This window comes from Pseudomonas sp. GW821-FHT01C01 (genome assembly GCF_059422645.1).
Genome location: NZ_JBWKXF010000056.1, coordinates 24523 through 40295 on the forward strand (window position 1 = coordinate 24523; position 15773 = coordinate 40295).

Here is a 15773-nt window from a genome sequence, read left to right on the forward strand (position 1 = left end):
TCATTTACAGGCTGAACCCGTAGGCCCGCTCAATCCGGCACACCCGCGTATGACACCGCGCATACCAGGTCGAGCGCCCACGCTCGCGGATGGCCGTATGCTCAGGATGATGCTTCCAAGCAAGAATCGCCGCTTCACTGGCCCAGTACGACACCGTAATCCCAAGTCCATCATCGCCCCGCGCCGACTCGACCCCGAGAAACCCCGGCTGTTCACGGGCCAGCTCCAGCATTCGCGCAGCCGCTTCGGCATAACCCTGATCACCGTCGGTGCGCACCGAGGTGAAGATCACCGCGTAGTAAGGCGCCGCTGGTGTATCGGCGATCATGACGAGCGCCCCGCACAGGCTTCGACAAAGGCGCTCACCAACGGCGGCAAGACGCCCTTGAGCGCCGCCCGCTCGGGCTGGAACAAGGTCGCGACAAAGAACGGATGACCACGGAGTTCGACCGCGCGCAGTTCTTGCCCCGAATCGTGGCCGACGGCGTGAAGTTCCCGCTTGAGCAACTCCCTCTCGAATTGCGGATTCACACCGTAACGACAGCGATAGCCTTCACGAATCTCGGCGGTTTCGTACGCCTCGGCGATCAACGAACCCTTAAGCAAATGAATCGTATCGACCGCTTCCACCAGCGCGCACGACAGTGGCGTCAGCAGCGCTCGCGCTGCGTTGGGCGCTGTCTCGCCGTGTTCCGCATCCGACCAGCCCAGCACATTGCGCGCATATTCCAGCACAGCGTGTTGAAAACCACCGCAGGTGCCGAGGAAAGGTCGCCGTTGTTCGCGGGCAAAGCGAATCGCCAACAATGCACCGTCCATATTTCGATATGGGCTGGCCGGTACACACCAGAAACCATCGAATGTGTGCAGCGGTGACTCGGCGTGGATTTCATCGGTGGCCAGCCATTGCCATTGCAGGTTCAGGCCAGTGTGTCCGGCGATCATGTCGAGGGCGATGGGAATGGCCCGATGGGCGGTGACTTGTGGATCGTAGTCGCCGATCAGGGCGATGCGAGTCGGACTGGTTTCCATGAGGGGCCTCTGCACTTGTTGATTCCTGAGGCCCACTATAGATTGGCGTTCACGCACTCAATATTGGCGTTTTCCCAAGTGATCAATGCAGCGACGCACTATCGACTGGACTACCCGGACCTGGCCCTGATCCTCGCCCTGGTGCGCGGCGGCTCCCTGGCCCGGGCCGCGCAGCTGTTGAAGGTGGACGTCTCGACGGTGTTTCGAGCAGTGCGCCGGCTGGAGGCTGCGCTGGGTCAGCAATTGTTCGAGAAAAGCCGCGCCGGTTACCTGCCCACCACCCTCGCGCAGTCGCTGGCCGAGCAGGCTGAGCGCGCTGAGCAGGCGTTGGAAGCGGCGCGCATCGGTGTGGAGCAGGGCGGTGAAGTGATCAGCGGCATCGTGCGCCTGACCTGTACCGATTCGGTCCTGCAAGAATTGCTGTTGCCGGCGTTGGCGCAGTTCATGCCGAACTATCCGGCGCTGACGCTCGAACTCAGCACGTCCAATGATTTTGCCAACCTCAGCCGTCGGGACGCCGATATCGCCCTGCGCCTGACCCGCACGCCACCGGAGCATTTGGTGGGACGGCGGCTGGCGGATATTGCCTACCGCGTGTGTGCCAGCGAGCGGTATCTGCAATCGGTCAATACCACTGACCTGGCCTCATTGACCTGGATCGCCCCGGATGACTTCCTGCCGGATCACCCGACCGTTACCTGGCGTCGCCAGGCCTTGCCGGGCGTAACGCCGGGCTATCGCTGCAACAGCATGCTTTCGGTGACCGAGCTGGTGAGGGCGGGGCTGGGTGTAGCGGCGTTGCCGGACTTTTTGATTGGCGACGGATTACAGCCGCTGGGCGAGCCGTTGCACGGATACGACACCGCGCTGTGGCTGCTGACCCGTCCCGACTGCCGCGCCTTGCGCTCGGTGGTCACGTTGTTCGATGAGTTGGGGCGGGCGCTGAAACTGCCGTGAAAGCGCTCAGGCCTGTGGCTCATCCTTGCGCACGAAGTGTTGATGCATTTCCGTGGTCAGGTTTTCGATGTGCTCGGTGAGGGCCTTGGTCATCTCCGTGAGGCGGGTGTTCTGTTCAAGCAGCTCCAGCAGTTGCGCGCTGTTTTTCGCGGCTTCTGCCTGCCGCTCACTGTTGGCGGTCGCCAGCGCTTCGCGGTGCTGTGCATCGGCATCGGATTGGGCTTTGTCCCGCGCGGCCTGACGAGTCTGGGCCAACAGAATCAATGGCGCGGCATAGGCCGATTGCAGGCTGAAAGCCAGGTTGAGCAGGATGAACGGGTACGCATCGAAGTGGGTGACACCGGACAGATTGAGGCACACCCAGACCACCACGATCAGCGTTTGTGCGCCAAGAAAAGTCGGTGTGCCGAAGAACCGCGCAAAGGCTTCGGCGCGCAGGGCAAACTTGTCATTGCCAAAGGTCGGCGCCAGGTGGGCATGAGGGCGATGGAAACGCAGGTGATCAACGTGGGCGGTGGTTTCGTGGCTGGTGGTGGTCATGATGTTCTCTGTCTGGCGCTGGGACTGAGGCTCACTATAGCCTCAGTGTCGGTTTCATTCTGAAACACATGTGCCATTCAAATCAGAGCTATCAATCCTTCGACATCGCCGTTGACCTTGTCATTTATTGCAACTGATAGCAGGCCAGAAACATGTCCAGCGCGGATTCAGCTACCTGGTGTTGTTCTTCGGGCGACAAGCCAGGCTTGCCCATGGAAATCTGCGGCCAGAAGGCAAAAGACTTGAGCAGCCCGTGCACCTGTTGGGCCGCAAACTCAGGGGCAATGGCTTTCAACCGACCATCGGCCTGAGCGGCACGAATCCACACCGTCAGCCCTTCTTCGCGTTCGCCCATTCGGGCCACCATGTTCTGCGCCCGTTCCGGGGAATGAATCGTCGCCGCTATCGCCACCCGAGCCAGATCGAGAAAATTGTCATCACCCAACATTTGCAGCTTGGCCATCAGCAATACGCGCAATTGGTCGCGCAACGGCAAGTCGGGACGGTAGGCCGTTTCCTGTTCTGCCGTCACCCGGATCCATAATTGATTGAGAATTTCGGTGAACAACTCTTCCTTGCTGGGGAAGTGGTTGTACACCGTGCGCTTCGACACGCCGGCAGTGGCCGCAATCTTGTCCATGCTGGTGATCTCGAACCCGTTGTCACGGAACTCGTTGATCGCGGCTTGAATGATCGCTTGGCGTTTTCGGTCGGTGAGGCGCTGTGGAGCTGTCATAAGTACGCTTCGGCAGGAAGTGGGGGAGAATTACACTCAGCAGTTTACTTGTCATCGACTTTGATGCAACCTAGAAACTACACTGTGCAGTGTAATGTTTTGTTAACCCTGCCCGGTAAAGAATAGAAAGTCCGGCTGATGCGTGCGTGCCTTGGCCATTTATCGTCCCAAAACGGAGAATCGCGTCAAACGCGGTTTTTCTGGAGTCATTCAGTCATGGCCAATTCAACTTCCTCCCCGGCGGATTACGTCTCCACACCTGAAGCGTCCCGACAGGCTCAAGGGCAGTATCAGAACTTCACGCCGGTTCAACGTTTGAGCTTTGGCAAAACCATGGGCATCCTGTGGAACGCGCTGTTCCACAAACCGCAAAACACCCGCCCGAGCGCGCCCGTTCCGGTGCAAGCCCTGACGCAAGCCGCGCTGATCGCAGCGCCGAATCACAGCGTCTATCGCCTGGGCCACTCCACGGTGTTGCTCAAGCTGCGCGGCAAGTTCTGGATCACCGACCCGGTCTTCGCCGAGCGTGCCTCCCCGGTGCAATGGGCCGGCCCCAAGCGTTTCCACCAGCCACCGATCAGCCTGGAAGAATTGCCACCGATTGAAGCGGTGATCCTGTCCCACGACCACTACGACCACCTGGATCATCAGGCCGTGCTGAAGCTCGCGGACAAGACCAAATACTTCCTTACACCACTCGGTGTAGGCGACACCCTGATCAAGTGGGGCATCGACGCCAGCAAAGTCCGCCAACTGGATTGGTGGCAAGGCACGGAAGTCGATGGCATCCGGTTCATCGCCACCCCGTCGCAGCACTTCTCCGGCCGTGGCCTGTTCGACAGCAACAGCACCCTCTGGGCCTCGTGGGTGATGATCGACGGCGATACACGCATCTTCTTCAGCGGCGACAGCGGCTACTTCGACGGCTTCAAACGCATCGGCGAACAGTACGGCCCATTCGACCTGACCCTCATGGAAACCGGCGCCTACAACGTCGACTGGCCGCACGTGCACATGCAGCCTGAACAAACCCTGCAAGCCCATATCGACCTCAAGGGCCGCTGGCTACTGCCGATCCACAACGGCACCTTCGACCTGTCGATGCACGCCTGGTACGAACCCTTCGACCGCATCCTGGCCCTGGCCTGGGAGCGCAACGTATCGATCACCACTCCGCAGATGGGAGAGGCGTTCAACTTGATGCACCCGCAGCGTGGCGGTGCGTGGTGGTTAGCGGTGGAAGGGGAGAGTGAACGGGTGGTAGCTCATAACGCGTAGAGTAATGGGCTTGTAGGAGCGAGCTTGCTCGCGATGGACGTTAACGATAACGCGCATTTCCTGACTAAACAGGTTGCCCTTTAGTCCATCGCGAGCAAGCTCGCTCCTACAGGCGGCCATTTATCGTCAATCGGTGAGTTGGCTCACTCCACCATCGCAAAATCCGCCCGCCCCACCGGATTCGGCGTCGACCCTTTCACATTCATCCCTCGACCCGGCGCAAACCCGGGGAAGAACACCAACCCTTCCGATTCGAACCGATAGGCTAATGCCAGGCGGGTGACATCCAGCACCTCCTGGCGTGCCTCGAAGCGTTGAATGGCATCCACCGAGACTCGGGACTCCCGCGACAGCTCTTCCACACTCCAGCCCAGCATCGCTCGGGCCTGGGCGCAGTGGGCCGGGGTGAATTGGAAGAGGGCGATACGTTCCAGGGTGATTTTCATCGCTTGAGAGGCCATGGTGTTCTCCGGGCTCGAGAGTGTTGATCAAAATATACTGTGTTTTTGTACAGTTGTTTTGGGCCCGGATCAAACGCATTTTTTGATTTGTCTTTTCAGGTAGACGAACGGCACTGCACTTACTTGTCCGCCAACCCCGGCGCTTCCCGCACGATAAAGTGATCCAGATTCTCGATGTTGGCGCTGAATACCCCGAACGTCTGCTCGGGGTTTTTCTTGCTCGGCACCTGCTTCAACTCGGGCGTCACGCCATAAAAGAAGCAGTACAACTCCCGCCCGCTCTCGATGGCGTGCTTGATCTCCTCGAGGAACGCCTTGCGTTTGCGGTAGCTGTCGATGAGCTTTTTGCTCAGGTAAACATTGACCGAGTAAGGCCTCTTTTCGAACCAGACCTTCTTCTCGAAGTCGATGCGAAAACTCTGGGTGTAGTCCTTGATCTCCTTGACCTTGCCCCAGTAAATCAGCCCCTTGTTGTCCTGCAGGTATTCGATCTTCTTGAAAAACGAGCCATAGGGCGCGGTGTGCTCGCCAATCTTCAGCGGTACGCGCTTGAGCAAGTCCTTGTCGTCGAAGTTTGATACAAAGCATTCCACCGGGTGGGCAAAGATGCTGGTCTTGTCCGGTGCCGATTCCCTGCCCGGTTGCTCGACATTGCCTGCCACCGACGGCGTTAGCCCCTCATCACGCACCCCATCCGCCGCGACCTTCGGGCTGGACGGCTTACGCACATATTCACGTCGAGTCAGTAACAATTCCGACGGGAAATGTTCCTCGCGGCTGTCATCCGTTTCCGCCTCACCCACACCCGACGCCGGCGTCTTCAAGCTGACATAAGGGCAGCCCTCGACATGCCGCGTACTCGGCAAATTCTTGAAGTGCGGTGTGCGCACGTAATTCACATTCTTCGCGTTGAACGTGCCCAGCTCATTGGCCGCATCGAACGCCAGGCGACAGGCATCGTTGGGGCACTGGAAGTGTTCCCTGGCGGAGTCGAAATTCATCGTCTCGTCGAAATTCAGATCCCGAACGTCGTAGATCGACAACTTGTCGTTGAGGCTGAGGCAGTAGGCGAGGTCGAATTTCATGTCGGCTTCCAAGTCCTTTAGGTGAACAGCTTCCAGTGATGGCGCATTCGAAGCAATAGCTACACTCAGATCACCTCGATATCGCCAAGCCTGCACAGCCCATCAACGAGGGAATGCTCCACTGTAGGAGCGAGCTTGCTCGCGATGGTCGTTAACGATGCAGCGTGTTTACTGACTAAACGCGGCGCTCTTGAGTCCATCGCGAGCAAGCTCGCTCCTACAAAATTTTTATATCAACAGCATTACATCAACGAGGGCGGTTTATGAGCCATTCAGATGCTTCGCCCCCCCTCCCGGAGCCGGGCCGGATAGCCCGCCGGGATGAACAGACCGGTTGGCGCCGCTGGCTACCGGGACTGGGTATGCTGCGCGAATACCAATTGGCATGGTTGCGTTACGACATCGTGGCCGGCCTGGTGCTGACCACGATGCTGGTGCCTGTCGGTATCGCCTACGCGGTGGCATCGGGCGTACCCGGCATTTACGGCCTCTACGCGACCATCGTTCCGCTGTTGTTCTATGCCATGTTCGGCCCCAGCCGGATTCTGGTGATGGGGCCGGATTCCTCCCTGGTGGCCGTCATCCTGGCCGTCATCATTCCACTCTCCGGCGGCGACCCGCAGCGTGCCGTCGCCCTGGCGGGGATGATGGCAATCGTCTCGGGAGCGGTGTGCATCCTGGCCGGTATGGCGCGCCTGGGCTTTATCACCGAGCTGCTGTCCAAACCGATCCGCTACGGCTACATGAACGGCATCGCTCTGACTGTATTGATCAGCCAACTGCCCAAGCTGTTCGGTTTTTCAATTGAGTCTGGCGGTCCATTGAGAAACATATGGGCCATCGCCTCGGCGGTGATGGAGGGAAAGGTCAACTGGATCACCTTCACGGTAGGCGGGCTCACCCTGGCGGTGATCCTGCTACTCAAAAGATGGCCGCGACTGCCGGGCATCCTGATCGCTGTGGTTGGCGCGACGGTCGCCGTGGGTGTCCTCGACCTTGCGACACGCGCCGGTGTGTCGGTCCTCGGTTCGCTCCCCCAAGGCTTGCCCGGATTCGCCATCCCCTGGATCACCACCGCCGACATCGTCCCGGTGATGATCGGCGGGTGCGCCGTCGCACTCGTCTCGTTCGCCGACACCAGCGTGCTATCCCGTGTTTATGCGGCCCGGACCCGAACCTACGTCAACCCGAACCAGGAAATGGTGGGCCTCGGCATCGCCAACCTGGCTGCCGGTTTTTTCCAGGGCTTCCCGATCAGCAGCAGTTCGTCACGTACGCCCGTGGCCGAGGCCGCCGGAGCCAAGACCCAAATGACCGGCGTCGTCGGCGCACTGGCGGTTGCCTTGTTGCTGGTGATGGCGCCGGACCTGCTGCAACATCTACCGTCCAGCGCACTGGCGGCAGTCGTGATTGCATCGGCCATTGGTCTGATCGAAATCACCGACCTGCGGCGGATCTATCGCATCCAGCGCTGGGAATGCTGGCTATCGATTGTCTGTACGGTCGGCGTCGCCGTGTTCGGCGCGATCGAGGGCATCGGCCTGGCCATCGTGATTGCGATCATCGAATTCCTCTGGGACGGCTGGCGCCCGTACTCCGCGGTATTGGGACGCGCCGACGGGGTCAAGGGCTACCACGACATCAAACGCTACCCCGACGCGCGCTTGATCCCCGGCCTGGTCCTGTTTCGCTGGGACGCACCGTTGTTTTTCGCCAACGCCGAGCTGTTCCATGACCGAGTGCTGGACGCCGTGGCGGCATCGCCCACACCCGTGCGCTGGCTGGTGGTCGCCGCAGAGCCGGTCACCAGCGTCGACGTGACCTCCGCCGACATGCTGGCCGAACTGGACGACACCCTGCACGCGGCGGGTATCGAGTTGTGCTTTGCCGAGATGAAGGATCCGGTCAAGGACAAACTCAAGCGGTTCGGGTTGTTTGCGCGTTTGGGGGAGACGGCGTTTTTTCCGACGATTGGGACGGCGGTGGATAGTTATGTGGCGATGTATTCGGTGGATTGGGTGAAAGGATAGGTGCTCCCGCCATTGGACAAGCCCCCATCGCCTGACTAGCGTTGTCTGGCAGATCGAATCGCCGCATGCCTCATATTTTGTCCAGCCATCCAAGCCTTGATTGCGGTAAAACCCGAGAGGTCGAAATCGAGACTTCACAGCAAGGAACGCACCATGCCGAACAACTGGCCCGCCGGGATTGAGCACGTTGTCGTGTTGATGATGGAAAACCGATCATTCGATCATTTGCTGGGGGATTACACCCGTATCAACCCTGCGTGTGACGGTATCAACCGTAACGCGCCCAGCAGTAATCCGCTGAAGCTGGCCAATGGCAATTCGACGGTGATCACCCAAGCGTCGGAGTTCCCGGAAAACTACAGCTTGTGGGCGCCGCCGCCCCCTTTGCCTCCGGCGCTACCACCGAGCAACAGTGAGGGTTTCGACCTTGGCCACGAGTTCGTCAACGTAGAGAAACAACTGGGCGTCTCGTTCAAGACCAGCCCGGCCAACCCCAAGCTCGATGGTTTTGCCCAGGACGCCTACGACAAGGCCCGCACGGACCTGAAGGTGTACAAAACCTGGTCGCAATCCATGGCCCAACGGGCGATGAACTACATCCCGTTCGGCGCCACGCCGGCCGACGATACGCTGCCGGCCATCCACGGGCTGGCGCGCAATTTCACCGTGTGCGACCGCTGGTTTTCTTCGGTGCCAGGCCCGACCTGGCCGAACCGTTTTTTTGCCATGCTCGGCAGTTGCAATGGCCACTTGCTGATGCCCTCGACCGGCACGGTACTGGCCGGTATCAAAAGCCTGATCGCACAGTTCGGCGGCGAGAGTATTTTTTCGCTGCTGCGCAACAACGGCCACGACGCGCGCATTTATTCCGACGGTGCGGTTCCGCTGGCGGCGCTGGTCAAGGGTGGTTTGCAGCACCTGAGCATCGATGATTTCAAGTCGGACGTCGCCGGTAACAAACTCCCCGAACTGTCCTGGATCGAGCCGAGCTATGGCCTGCTCAACGGTAAACTCGGGCCAAACGTGTCGCATCATCCACCGGAGGACCTGCGCTTTGGCGATCAGTTTGTCGGTGAGGTGTTCAATGCTTTGTCGGCCAATACCGCTGTCTGGAATAAAACCCTGTTCGTGCTGCTGTACGACGAACATGGCGGTTTCCATGACCACGTGGTGCCACCGACTTGCGTGGCGACCGGTTCAACGGCCGATGTCCCATGGAAAAATCCCTTCACCCGTCTTGGCGTTCGTGTTCCAGCGATCCTCGCTTCGCCGTGGCTCAAGCCAGGTTTGATTCCCTGGACGGGCAACGTCCAGGCGCAGCATTACGATCACACCAGCCTGCTGGCGTTTCTTTGCGATCACTTCAAATTGCCACGCAGTGCCCTCGGCCCACGGGTGTTCGCGGCGCAGCACTTCGGCAATGCGCCCATCTGGCGCGCGGCACCGGGCGTAACGGCTGCGCCAAAGTTGGCGGCCACTTTGGTGCCAAGTCGCGCCGGGTTGCCATTGATCGAATCCGAACTGGCGACCCAAAGTCGGCAGGTGGTGGACAGCGCCACCGGTTACCTTGACGGCCTCGATCCAGAGCAGATCTGGAAGAGCAGCGCCCAATGGGTCAGCGGTTTTCTCGGCAATCGCAGCCGTGCCTTGGCTGATCCGGCTCAGGCCGCGCTCACGCCTGCCGCGCCCAGTGCGGACAGCCTGGAGGCGAAACTGCGGCGCTTGCAGGATTTGATGGTCACCGCCCAAGGGCAAGCGGTTCCGCCGGTTGCGGCACCTGCCAGTAAAGCCTTGGCAGAACCAGGGGCGGAAGTCACACCAACGCGGCTGCGCGTCCTGTGCCTGCCCGGTGTCGGTTTCACGCCGACCGACAAAGGGCAGGGCGGCATTGATACAAACTGGCAGGAGCAATGGCGCACATTGATCCGCAATCAACTGGCTCAGAACGGTCGCCCCATCGATGACCAGGACATCGAGTTTCTGTGCTTCGATGAGCAACTCAAGGAAGGGCCGGATTTCGCCCAAATCACCCGGGGCCTGGCGATGCTGAGGGCCGACGCCGGGGGCAAGGCCGACGAGAATTTCGGCAGTTGGGGCCTGCCGGTCAATCAGATGCTGCGCACCACGGTGGGCGCCATCGTGCAATGGATCGAAGACGCCGAGTTGCGCACTGAGTTGACTCAACATCTGCTGGCGAAGATCGAGGCATTCAATCCGCAGATCATCTTCGCCCAAGGCCTGGGCAGCCTGATCGGCTACGACGCCCTGCGCCGGTCGGTAGCGAAAAAAGGTTCGGCACTCAAGCGCATCGATGGCCGCGTGTTCGTCAGCTTCGGCTCACCGATTGCACTGCCACTGGTGATGCGCGAAGTGTGGGGCGGGCGGGTCCTGCGCCTGAGCGAAAACGGCCGAGGCATCCGCCGTTGGTTCCACCTCTACAATCCCAACGACGGCTTGCTGACCCGGCCGATCACCTCGCCGGATTCGGCGCGGGTCGACCTGCAAACCGAGTTCAGCGTGCCGCTGCGCGATGACCTGCTCGACCTCAATCACGCCGCCCAGGCCTACTTGTCGTCACCCACCAGCCAGACCAGCCTCTGGCCACAACTGGCCCGCGACGTGGTGGCCGCACGCGCGCTGGAAGTGCCGGCGTTCCTGTCCCGCAGCGGCCAACGCAAACGCCGCGCCCTGGTGGTCGGCATCAACGATTACCCCGACCCGAGCGCACGCCTCGACGGCTGTATCAACGACACCTACCTCATCAGCCGCATGCTCCAGGAAAGCGGCTACGACGCCGGCGACATCCGCTTGCTGCACGACGCCCGAGCGACCCGGGCCAACTTCGTCGAGCGCCTCGAATGGCTGGTGGAAGGCGCCCGCGCCGGCGACGAGCGCGTGTTGTTCTACTCCGGCCACGGCACCCAGTTGCCGGTCTACAGCAGCAGCGGCGAAGCCGACTGCATGGACGAAACCCTGGTGCTCCACGATTTCGACTGGGACGACGAAAGCACCCACTTCACCGACAAACTGTTCCGCCAGTTCTACAGCCACCTGCCATTCGACCCGGACGGCCACGGCGCCAAACTCACCGTCATGTTCGACTGCTGCTACGCCGGCGGCATGACCCGTGGCAACGGCCGCGTGCGCGGCATCACCCCACCCAGCGACATCCGCCACCGCATGCTGCGCTGGGACCCCTACGCCGGCGACTGGGACCGCCGCGTCTACGCCGTCGACGCCGACCGCCGCGACTTCAGCGAACAAGACAACAAAACCCGCGGCCTCACCCGCACCCGCACCACCCAAGGCGCCGCCACCGGCCTGCGCCCCGAGAAAAAAGCCCAACTGCAGCGCCAAGGCAAACTCTATGGCCACCACGGCCCCTACATGCCCCTGATGCTCTATGCCGCGCGGGAGAACGAAAAGGCCAACGAGTATGAGGTGGGGTCGAACAGCTACGGCGCCTTCACTTATGCCCTGGTCGAACAACTGCGCAAATTGCATCAGGAGGATGCGACGTTGGGGTTTGATCAATTGATAGAGCGGGTGGGGAGTGTGTTGAGTGCGAGGTCGTTGGGGCAGACACCGGAGATTGTTGGGCCGAGTGGGGTTAGGGCGGCGGTTTGTCCGTGGCGGATTAGTGGGTTGGGGAGGTGAGTTGAGTTTGCTCCAATGCCAAATCCCAAAAGATCGCAGCTTGTGGCAGCTCCTTCGGATTTGCGTAGAACCTCGATTTCACGGAGGGCGGTCGGTGTAGGTGCTGCCGCAGGTTGCGATCTTGGTCAGATCGCCCGTACATAGGATTCTTTCGCTGGTCGTGTAGGAATTTTCTCTTAATTTGGTAGGCTTCATCTTCCGCGAAGAGGATGAATGGATGCCAGCTGTCATTGTCGAAAATGATGAATCGAAGTGGGCCGATGAAACAGGTGACCTTTACCACTTTCCGAAGCAGTACAGAGCGATTCTTACCGAAGGAACCGCGGTGCTGTATTACAAAGGAAAAATGAAAAATAAGGACTTTTCGGATCGGCGCTTGAGCGCTCAACCTCATTATTTTGGGGTTGCTCGAATCGGGAAAGTGCATGCAGACAAGAACAGCACAAAAGGTGACTTGTTTGCAGTCATTGATGGCTTTGAACCCTTTGAATTTGCGGTCCCGATCAAAGTAGATGAAAAGTATCTGGAGCAGATTCCTCTAAAGCAAAAGGATAATTACTGGCGTAACGGTGTTCGGGCGATTGATCAAACCGTATTTGACAGCATTTATGCCCATGCGGTGCTGAAGTCGGATCAAGTCGACGATCCCAGCCTAACCGGTGGTGCGCAGGACTTTGAAACTAGGATCATCGGTACCGAAGGGAAAAAAATCACATATTTCGGTGTGAAATATGAGCGCTGTCCAAAACTTCGGCGACAAGCAATAGCTATTCATGGGCTCAGATGCAAAGCCTGTAGTTTTGATTTCGAAAAAGCGTATGGCGAGCATGCAAAAGGCTTTATCCATGTGCACCACGTGAAACCCATTTCCGAATATGAAGAGGATCAGGCAGTCGATCCAGCGACCGACCTGATTACACTCTGCGCAAACTGCCACTCGGTGGTTCATAGAAGGCCGGATACGCTGCTGAGTGTCGAGCAACTGAAAAGCATGATCCATGGTCGGTGGGTTTTCGACGATTTGGTTCAAGATAGTTAGGTGGTATGAGGAAGATTTTGCAGCGTGTCCAGGAAGGCGGGGGGCGGGATTCACTCAGGAGAAAAGAAGTTCTAAGACGAACCGTCGAGCTTCAAAAAAAGGTCGCCGTTCGGCGACCTTTTTCCAAGCAGTAACTAAAGCCAGAGTCAATCCCAGCTAAGTGCACCACCAGTCTGATACTCAATAACCCGCGTCTCAAAGAAGTTCTTCTCCTTCTTCAAGTCCATGATCTCGCTCATCCAAGGGAACGGGTTAGTCGTCCCTGGATACTCTTCCTTCAAACCGATCTGCGAAAGACGACGGTTAGCAATGAACTTCAGGTAGTCCTCCATCATCGCCGCATTCATGCCCAACACCCCACGAGGCATGGTGTCACGCGCGTATTCGATCTCCAGCTGAGTACCCTGCAGAATCATCTGCGAAGCTTCTTCCTTCATTTCAGCATCCCACAAGTGCGGGTTTTCGATTTTGATCTGGTTGATCACGTCGATGCCGAAGTTCAGGTGCATGGATTCGTCGCGCAGGATGTACTGGAACTGCTCGGCGACGCCGGTCATTTTGTTGCGGCGGCCCATGGAGAGGATCTGGGTGAAGCCGCAGTAGAAGAAGATGCCTTCCAGGACGCAGTAGTAGGCGATCAGGTTGCGCAGCAGTTCTTTGTCGGTTTCGACGGTGCCGGTTTCGAACTTCGGATCGGAGATCGAACGGGTGTATTTCAGGCCCCAGGTGGCTTTTTTCGCGACCGACGGGATCTCGTGGTACATGTTGAAGATTTCACCTTCATCCATGGCCAGGGATTCGATGCAGTACTGGTAGGCGTGGGTGTGGATCGCCTCTTCGAAGGCCTGGCGCAGGATGTACTGGCGGCATTCCGGGTTGGTGATCAGGCGATACACGGCCAGGACCAGGTTGTTGGCAACCAGGGAGTCGGCAGTGGAGAAGAAGCCGAGGTTGCGCATCACGATGCGGCGCTCGTCGTCGGTCAGGCCTTCCGGGTTTTTCCAGAGGGCGATGTCGGCGGTCATGTTGACTTCTTGCGGCATCCAGTGGTTTGCGCAGCCGTCCAGGTATTTCTGCCAGGCCCAGTCGTACTTGAATGGCACGAGTTGGTTGAGGTCGGCGCGGCAGTTGATCATGCGCTTTTCGTCAACGGCGACACGGGCGGAGGCGCCTTCGAGTTCGGCGAGGCCTTCGGCGACGTCGAGGGAATCCAGGGCAGCTTTGGCGCGGGCAACGGCGGCGGAGTCAGAAGCGGTCACGGCACGGGCTTCCAGGGCGGCGGCACCGCCAGCGCTGTCGAGACGGTCCATGTTGGCTTCGGTGGCGTGGCCAGCGTTGGCGCTCTTGACTGCTACTTCCGTGTCTTCTTTGTCGAATTCGTCCCAGCTCAGCATGACGTGTCGTCTCCTGCGTGAGGGCCAGTGTGCCCGTGTGAAAATGGATAGGTCGGTTTTTCACACGGCCTTACTGGCCGCGTTGGATCTAAAGGAATCGTTTTTTGCAGCAGCTATACGCAGGCATCAAACAGAATTTTGTACGGGGTTCCGAGAGCCACTGATGGGCGCAGCAAGCTTTGATCGCTTGTGCGGGGCTTCAGACTGGCTTTCATCCCTGTAAGGGAATATTGCAGGCCCGTTTAAGGCCGCATTATAGGGAAGTTTTGCGTGCTGTGGTGCGGCGAAATGGCTCACGGATCGGTCGACGGCGACCGTTTTTCGGTCAGAGTGAGGGTTTACAGGGCTTTGAACGATGTTGGCGGGGGAAGATTTTTTTTTCTGAATTTTTGCCCTGGATTATTTTTGTTCAATAAATAACCAAAAAAGGCTTTTTTCACTACATCTTGTGTTTCGGTGGGGTTTTCTCAGGCTCCAGACACAACTAAGCCCGACCGAAGCCGGGCTATGAAGTCACGCTGGCGGATCAGCTCAGGCGAGCTGCACCGATGTGGTCGGCACCATCGGCGGCGAGGCGGGCGGCGCCAGTGCGGTCAGAGCCGTCGGATGCGAGTTTGCCGGCGCCAATGTGGTCTGCGCCATCGGCTGCGAAGGACGCCGAACCGGTGTGGTCGTAACCGTCGGAAGCGACAGCCGCTTCGCTGGTGTAAGCAGCAGAGCCGGTGCGGTCGTAACCATCAGCGGCGAAGGTGTTGGCAGCCAGGACGGAGAGGGTCAGGGCGAGGATCAGTTGGGTTTTCATGGTCATTGCTCCAGATTCTTGGGCGTTGTTTGTCTTGGGTTGCAATCGATTTTACGCCGACTAATTCGATTAAAAAGTGCAAATAAATACTTAAAATAATCGACTAAATCGATTATTAAGGTTCGGTGTTTCATCTGCCTGATAGCGGCGGGTGGGTCGAACCTTTTGGGGGAGGGGTGCAGCAGGGAGTCAGCCGTTAGAGCAACCGTTGCCCATCATGCTGTAGCGCAGGATATGCCGTTGACCGTAGGAATCTTCGTATTCCATTTTCATCGGCACAACTTCACAAACGTTCGGGGCTTCGCTCATGGAGATCACTTTGGCGATGTCCAGATTCATCGAGTAAGTGTATTCCTCTACTGCTGGTTGTTGCTGCGCGACATCAGTCGGGACCTCGCCTGCCATGGCGGTCAGGCTCATGCTGCCGAGGGCCAGAACTAATAAAGCTTTCATTCGGATTTACCTTTTAGAGGTCGAAAGGGGGCACGCAATCCTTTTGAGATTGCGTGTGGAGCTTCAGTACCAGAGTGTTTGATTAACTGCCTTCGTGGGGGCTGCAACTTGGTTAATCAGATTGCCTTGTTGGCGTGGCAGATTTTAGGCGTCGACGCTTCGTCCATATAGCCGTGGATTTGATAAACACTTTTGACAGATCCTGTAACAATCCCTGAATAGCCTCTTCTTTTGTAGGAGCGAGCTTGAACTGGCCTAATAATTCCGGACACCTCTTAAGGGCGATATGATTTCGCCAACTTGGAGGTT

15 protein-coding genes are annotated in these 15773 nt (G+C 58.6%); 5 read left to right on the forward strand and 10 right to left on the reverse strand.

Translation table 11 applies throughout. The annotated features are described in order from the left end of the window. Positions 1-4: 4 nt before the first annotated feature. Together AC07XF_RS24725 and AC07XF_RS24730 are read right to left on the reverse strand one after the other, a co-directional pair. On the reverse strand, positions 5-328 hold the full coding sequence (locus tag AC07XF_RS24725) for an antibiotic biosynthesis monooxygenase family protein (protein ID WP_495028571.1): 324 nt from the start codon (positions 326-328) through the stop codon (positions 5-7). Continuing rightward, positions 325-1032 carry a CTP synthase C-terminal region-related (seleno)protein gene (locus AC07XF_RS24730; RefSeq protein ID WP_495028572.1) on the reverse strand — a complete coding sequence of 236 codons (708 nt, stop codon included), beginning with the start codon at positions 1030-1032 and terminating at the stop codon, positions 325-327. The genes AC07XF_RS24725 and AC07XF_RS24730 overlap by 4 nt, the downstream gene beginning before the upstream one ends. Positions 1033-1047: 15 nt before the next feature. Here AC07XF_RS24730 and AC07XF_RS24735 point away from each other — a divergent pair, with 15 nt between their 5' ends. Further along, entirely contained in the window at positions 1048-1989 is a 942-nt protein-coding gene (locus AC07XF_RS24735) for a LysR family transcriptional regulator (RefSeq protein WP_495028573.1), read from the forward strand. A 6-nt stretch (positions 1990-1995) separates the two neighbouring features. Here AC07XF_RS24735 and AC07XF_RS24740 read toward each other — a convergent pair whose 3' ends face one another. Both AC07XF_RS24740 and AC07XF_RS24745 read right to left on the reverse strand, forming a co-directional pair. Further along, positions 1996-2529: a DUF1003 domain-containing protein gene (locus AC07XF_RS24740; RefSeq protein WP_495028574.1), complete on the reverse strand. Its 534-nt coding sequence runs from the start codon at positions 2527-2529 to the stop codon at positions 1996-1998. A gap of 124 nt (positions 2530-2653) precedes the next feature. Further along, positions 2654-3265, reverse strand: a complete 612-nt coding sequence (locus tag AC07XF_RS24745) for a TetR/AcrR family transcriptional regulator (RefSeq protein WP_495028575.1) — start codon at positions 3263-3265, stop codon at positions 2654-2656. A 216-nt stretch (positions 3266-3481) separates the two neighbouring features. Between AC07XF_RS24745 and AC07XF_RS24750 the strand changes: the two genes are divergently transcribed. Continuing rightward, the gene (locus AC07XF_RS24750) at positions 3482-4543 is read left to right on the forward strand and encodes an MBL fold metallo-hydrolase (protein WP_495028576.1); all 1062 of its coding nucleotides are present in this window, start codon (positions 3482-3484) and stop codon (positions 4541-4543) included. A 143-nt stretch (positions 4544-4686) separates the two neighbouring features. Here AC07XF_RS24750 and AC07XF_RS24755 read toward each other — a convergent pair whose 3' ends face one another. Further along, positions 4687-5004, reverse strand: coding sequence for a helix-turn-helix domain-containing protein (locus AC07XF_RS24755; RefSeq protein ID WP_007998876.1), 318 nt, complete (start codon positions 5002-5004; stop codon positions 4687-4689). A gap of 119 nt (positions 5005-5123) precedes the next feature. Next, on the reverse strand, positions 5124-6089 hold the full coding sequence (locus tag AC07XF_RS24760) for a hypothetical protein (protein WP_495028577.1): 966 nt from the start codon (positions 6087-6089) through the stop codon (positions 5124-5126). 263 nt (positions 6090-6352) lie between these two features. On the opposite strand from AC07XF_RS24760, the gene AC07XF_RS24765 reads away from it, so the two are divergent. From AC07XF_RS24765 to AC07XF_RS24775, 3 genes are all read left to right on the forward strand, one after another. Beyond that, the gene (locus tag AC07XF_RS24765) at positions 6353-8119 is read left to right on the forward strand and encodes a SulP family inorganic anion transporter (protein ID WP_495028578.1); all 1767 of its coding nucleotides are present in this window, start codon (positions 6353-6355) and stop codon (positions 8117-8119) included. A 153-nt stretch (positions 8120-8272) separates the two neighbouring features. After that, the gene (locus tag AC07XF_RS24770; RefSeq protein ID WP_495028579.1) at positions 8273-11776 is read left to right on the forward strand and encodes an alkaline phosphatase family protein; all 3504 of its coding nucleotides are present in this window, start codon (positions 8273-8275) and stop codon (positions 11774-11776) included. 217 nt (positions 11777-11993) lie between these two features. Beyond that, complete coding sequence (locus tag AC07XF_RS24775; RefSeq protein ID WP_495028580.1) at positions 11994-12815, forward strand: HNH endonuclease; 822 nt, start codon at positions 11994-11996, stop codon at positions 12813-12815. 146 nt (positions 12816-12961) lie between these two features. Here the strand turns inward: AC07XF_RS24775 and AC07XF_RS24780 are convergent, their stop codons facing one another. The 4 genes from AC07XF_RS24780 to AC07XF_RS24795 form a co-directional block, all read right to left on the reverse strand. Then, positions 12962-14209 (reverse strand): ribonucleotide-diphosphate reductase subunit beta, encoded by a 1248-nt coding sequence (locus AC07XF_RS24780; protein WP_007992761.1) that lies wholly within the window; start codon positions 14207-14209, stop codon positions 12962-12964. Between the two features lie 526 nt (positions 14210-14735). After that, positions 14736-15011, reverse strand: a complete 276-nt coding sequence (locus tag AC07XF_RS24785; protein WP_495028581.1) for a hypothetical protein — start codon at positions 15009-15011, stop codon at positions 14736-14738. Positions 15012-15200: 189 nt separating this feature from the next. Continuing rightward, positions 15201-15464 carry a DUF2790 domain-containing protein gene (locus AC07XF_RS24790; RefSeq protein WP_495028582.1) on the reverse strand — a complete coding sequence of 88 codons (264 nt, stop codon included), beginning with the start codon at positions 15462-15464 and terminating at the stop codon, positions 15201-15203. Positions 15465-15576: 112 nt separating this feature from the next. Then, positions 15577-15773: hypothetical protein (locus AC07XF_RS24795; protein WP_495028583.1), on the reverse strand; the 197-nt coding region annotated here is incomplete at its 5' end.